General features: G+C 64.4%; 4 protein-coding genes. 3 read left to right on the top strand and 1 reads right to left on the bottom strand.

Features of this window, described 5'->3' with window-relative positions; genetic code table 11:
• Window positions 1-223 precede the first annotated feature (223 nt).
• From AC2VOG_RS17430 to AC2VOG_RS17420, 3 genes are all read left to right on the top strand, one after another.
• A complete protein-coding gene (locus AC2VOG_RS17430; protein WP_220695274.1) occupies window positions 224-448 on the top strand; it encodes a hypothetical protein in 225 nt (74 codons plus the stop codon).
• A gap of 13 nt (window positions 449-461) precedes the next feature.
• Window positions 462-1,028 carry a transposase gene (locus tag AC2VOG_RS17425; RefSeq protein ID WP_486941103.1) on the top strand — a complete coding sequence of 189 codons (567 nt, stop codon included), beginning with the start codon at window positions 462-464 and terminating at the stop codon, window positions 1,026-1,028.
• Window positions 1,029-1,593: 565 nt separating this feature from the next.
• Window positions 1,594-2,517 carry a universal stress protein gene (locus AC2VOG_RS17420; protein ID WP_220695272.1) on the top strand — a complete coding sequence of 308 codons (924 nt, stop codon included), beginning with the start codon at window positions 1,594-1,596 and terminating at the stop codon, window positions 2,515-2,517.
• Window positions 2,518-2,879: 362 nt separating this feature from the next.
• On the opposite strand, the gene AC2VOG_RS17415 is transcribed toward AC2VOG_RS17420, so the two are convergent.
• Window positions 2,880-4,377, bottom strand: a 1,498-nt coding sequence (locus AC2VOG_RS17415; RefSeq protein WP_486941102.1) for a YeeE/YedE thiosulfate transporter family protein, incomplete at its 5' end; no start/stop codon positions are given.

Raw genomic sequence — 4,377 nt, 5'->3', positions numbered from 1 at the left:
GCGCTCCCTTCGCTTCCGTCCGCTGGCGCTCCCGTCCGCGCCGGTCGCTCCACTGCGCCCTGCGTCCGCCGCCGAGCACCAGACCAGCGCCCACCACTCAGTGAGAACACCGGCCGTGTTCGCGCCTGCCACCGCCAGGCCAACGGCGTTTGCGCCTCTCGCGCGGCGACCAGAGCCTGGCCAGACCGCCGGCCACCGTGGGACACATGCCCTGACCTCGCACGTGAGGACTTTCTTTACTGCTATCAAGACCGACAGCGCCGATGCCGCCGGCGCGGCAGCGATCGTGCTGGCCGGCGAGGACGTCGGCGACCCCAAGACCGCAGACGGACACACTGAGATGTTGCGCGTGCTGCGGGTAGCCCGCATCAGCGCCGTCCGGGCCCGCGCCAAGGCGTTCAACGCCCCTCAAAGACCTCATCGTCACCGCGCCGGCCAACTTGCGTGAACAGCTCGCCGGTTTGCATAAACTCCATCTCATCGCTGCATGTGCCGACCTGGCCACATCCGGAATCGCCCGTACCCCAGCAGAAGCGGTCACCGTCGCGGTGAAATCGCTGGCCCAGCGTTGTCGGCAACTCGACGCCGAGACCAAGGCATTGGACATCCAGATCGAGGCTCTCACCGCCCAGGCGTGCCCACCGTTGCGTCAGGTGTACGGCGTGGGCCCCGACACCGCCGCTACCCTGCTCGTCGCCCTCGGCGACAACCCGGAACGCATCGGTTCCGACGCCGCGTTCGCCAAACTCTGCGGTGTCTCGCCCATCGAAGCATCCAGCGGCAAAACCGTGCGGCACCGACTTAATCGCGGCGGAAACAGAGACGCCAACCGCGCCCTGCACATCATCTGCGTTGTTCGACTCCGCTGCCACCAATCCACCCGCGACTACCTCGCCCGCCGCATCAGCGAAGGCGGGACCAAACCCGAAATCATTTGCTGCATAAAGAGATACATCGACCGCGAGATCTACCACGCCGTGCTGCCCACCCGCCAACAAATCCCCACTCAAACCATTGCCACAACGTAGGAGCATTTGCTATCAAGCGGACACTTGCACCACGCCACTGGGTTTGGCCCCGCAAAGACCCGTCCGCTGGCTATACTGCGAATCGTTCGTATTCACGCGGAAGGGAGTGCGTCGTATGTCCGCATCGAAGGGAGGCGCCGAGGTTTCGCGGGCGCATCTGGCTGAGCATGAGAAAATGGCGCAGGCGCACTTGCGAGAGCATCGGGAGTTGGCGGACGGCCACCTCGCTGACCTTCGAGCCCTCGCGGATCGGCATCTGGCTGAGCATCGCGCATTCTCTGAACGGAGCGACTTATCCAGTAGCGAGTACGAGTCGTTAGCGGCGCGGCACAGGGACGAGCATCGTAAGCTCACCGAGCGACTGCTGCAAGAGCACCACAGTTTGGCTGATCGACACCTGGCCGAACTGGACGCACTTTGGACACGTCACTCGCACGAACATGCAGATTGAACGGCCCGGTCGAGGTAGATCGGATCTCATCGGCTGCCAACGTCAGTGGTACCCGGGTCCGCTCGTCTGTACCTGACGTGCATTGGTGATGCATTTGAGAAGAGAGAAACTTAGATGTCACCCCAGCACACACACCCTGGAATCGTGGTCGGTGTCGATGGTTCAACATCGTCGATGGTGGCGGTTGAATGGGCCGCGCGCGACGCTGAGATGCGCAATGTCACGCTGAAGGTAGTGCACATCGTGGGACCCGTGGTCGTGGCTAGCGATGGGTGGTCAGATATCCCGGCGCCTGGCGACTATGCGCAGTGGCGCGAAGACCAGGCGCGCCAAGTCGTCGAGCAGGCTTACCAGCTCGCTCTCGCGGCTGGTGTGCCCAGCCGCGCACCGCGGGTCACGACCGAGGTGATACTGCAAGCCCCGATCGTCCCCACCATGGTGGAGCTGTCCAAGCAGGCCGAGATGGTGGTGGTGGGGTGCCGTGGCCAGAGCGCGGTAGCTAGCGCCCTGCTGGGATCGGTCAGCTCCGGGGTGGTGCATCGCGCGCATTGCCCGGTCACGGTCGTCCACGATGAGGACCCGCTCATGGCGCGCTCGCCGCAGGCGCCTGTGGTGGTGGGCGTCGACGGCTCGCCGACCTCGCAGTTGGCCACGGAGATCGCCTTCGATGAGGCGGACCGGCGCGGCGTGGGATTGATCGCGCTGCATGCCTGGAGTGATATGGGTCCAGTCGACTTTGCGAGCATGAACTGGGCGCCTATCGAATGGCGAAATATCCAAGATCAGGAGGAAGAAGTCCTCGCCGAGCGGCTGTGCGGATATCAGGACCGGTATCCCGATGTGGCTGTGCACAAGATTGTGGTGAGTGACCGACCAGCCCCGCGACTGCTCGAACAGGCCCAGACAGCCCAATTGGTGGTGGTGGGTAGTCATGGCCGCGGTGGGTTTCCCGGCATGTTGCTGGGCTCGGTCAGCCGGGCAGTGGTGAACTCGGCGCGCATTCCGGTCATCGTCGCCCGCATGCCCCGGCGCGATTGAGGTGATACTGGTATTAGCAGAACATGGAAGTCTCGACCCGATGCTGCGCAAGTAGATTCAAGGAGGTTGTCAGATCGGCATCGCGCACGCCGAGGCGGCAACCTGGCATCTGCACCACATATTGTTCCCACAATTCGTGTCTAGATGTGCGTGCCGGCTTAGCGCTGGACCGTTCAAGTGGAACAAGCGGCTTCGTCCGTAGTTCACGCCGACCTCATCGATTTCGCTAAGGCTAATCAAGTAGCGCGCTGATTTCGTGACCTCACAGATCGACTGCACGCCCACGCGCGAGGCGATCAGCGTCGAAGATCGTTCGGGATACGTTTGGGTTCAACGAGATTCGAGAATCCGGATGTTTGGGGTCAACGTTGTCCCTTATTCGTGTGGTGCCACGCTACGGCTGGGCCGTGGCGGGAGGCGGTGGTTACCGCGATCAGCAGTAGCAGCGGGATCAGCGCGGGTATCAGCACGTCGGTGAGTGTGAGCTGCCCCAGGTTTCGCCCGCCGGTCAGGATCGCACTGATGACGGTCATGGTGGCGAAGCCAGCCAGCGCGACGCCTAGGAGCACTGCCGTGCGCACGGTCGTCGGCTCACTTTGGTGACGGTGTTGGCTGCGCGGCGGTTGGGTGCCCGGGGCGTCGGGGTTCGTCAGCGAACTCACGTCACGGTACATAAACCGGGCCGTCACCAGCATCGCGGCCACCGTCGCGGCGGTGAACAGCCATCCGCTCAACGCCAGTTGGATGCCGCCGCTGAGCATGTGGCCGCTGGTGCACCCGCCGGCCATCCGGGCGCCGAAGAGCACCAGAAAAGACCCGCCGAAGCATCCGATCGCGCGTCTGACCGTGCTGGGGCCGAACCGGTTGCGCCACGTCGGCGGAACGACCGGGTGAAAGGCGGTGAAGCGCCGGCTGATGAACAGCGCGCAGACGAACCCACCGAAAAACACCCCGACGTCGGTGAACGGCTCCCAGCCGATACTCGCGAAAACCTCTGTGCTGTAGGTGAACTGCGGCAACAGCAGGTGCCCGACCAACCAGGAGTACGTGGTGGACTGGCCGAAGATCTGGTGCAGGAAGATCGCCAGGACCGTGACAGTCGCGACGGCCAACCCGACGGCACTGATGGTGCGCGCGTAGAAGTTGGCGGCGGGTACCTCGCGCGAGGTCAGGCGCTGATACCAGGTGGGGGTGCGTGAGCGCGTCGGATCGACGGCCCCTTCGGCGAGGTATGCCGCGGTGTCGCGCATGAGTACCAGGTCGTGTTCGTCGAGGGGACAGCTCGCCAGGTGCCGAAAACAACTGTGTCTGCCGCCCTGATACCGGGGCAGGAAGTACAGCAGGGTCAGGGCCGCCGCCGCATAGCCGACCGCGACGACGAACGTCGCTAGCCGCGGGATGTGGGCGATGTGCCCGGTGACCACCAGATCCCCGAAGTTCGCTGCGCTGACTAGCCAGTGCCCGGTCGGCGTCTCGTAGAGGACCGTCCAGGCCGCCGCCCCCAGCAGACCGCCGGGAATCGCATAGAGGACGTCGCGGCGGCCTTCGCCGAGGGCGATCCATTCGCTGCCGGGGAAGTAGCCGCTGATGGCCACGCCCACACCGAACAACAGTCCCCCCAACGTCACCCCGTAGACATAGAGCGGCTTGGGCGAAAAATGCATCGCGAACCCCAGGGCGTAGAGCCCGTAGAGCATCACCGCGCCGATCGCGGTGACGAACGCAAAGCAGCCGATGAGCAGGCGGTCCACCAGCCTGGCCGTTCGAATGACGGTTTCGGGATTGCCGATTCCCCACAGCGCGGCGGGAACGCCGAACGCGGCGCCGATCAACAACCCCACCCACAGCGGAGCGGTCACT

The sequence above is a fragment of the Mycobacterium sp. TH-M11 genome (assembly GCF_057473725.1).
Note: the sequence above shows the minus strand (reverse complement) of the source record. Positions and strands in the feature narration are given on the sequence as shown.

Coding starts and splice junctions, on each gene's coding strand:
- AC2VOG_RS17420 (WP_220695272.1), top strand. CDS start 1,594: ATGTCACCCCAGCACACACACCCTGGAATCGTGGTCGGTGTCGATGGT.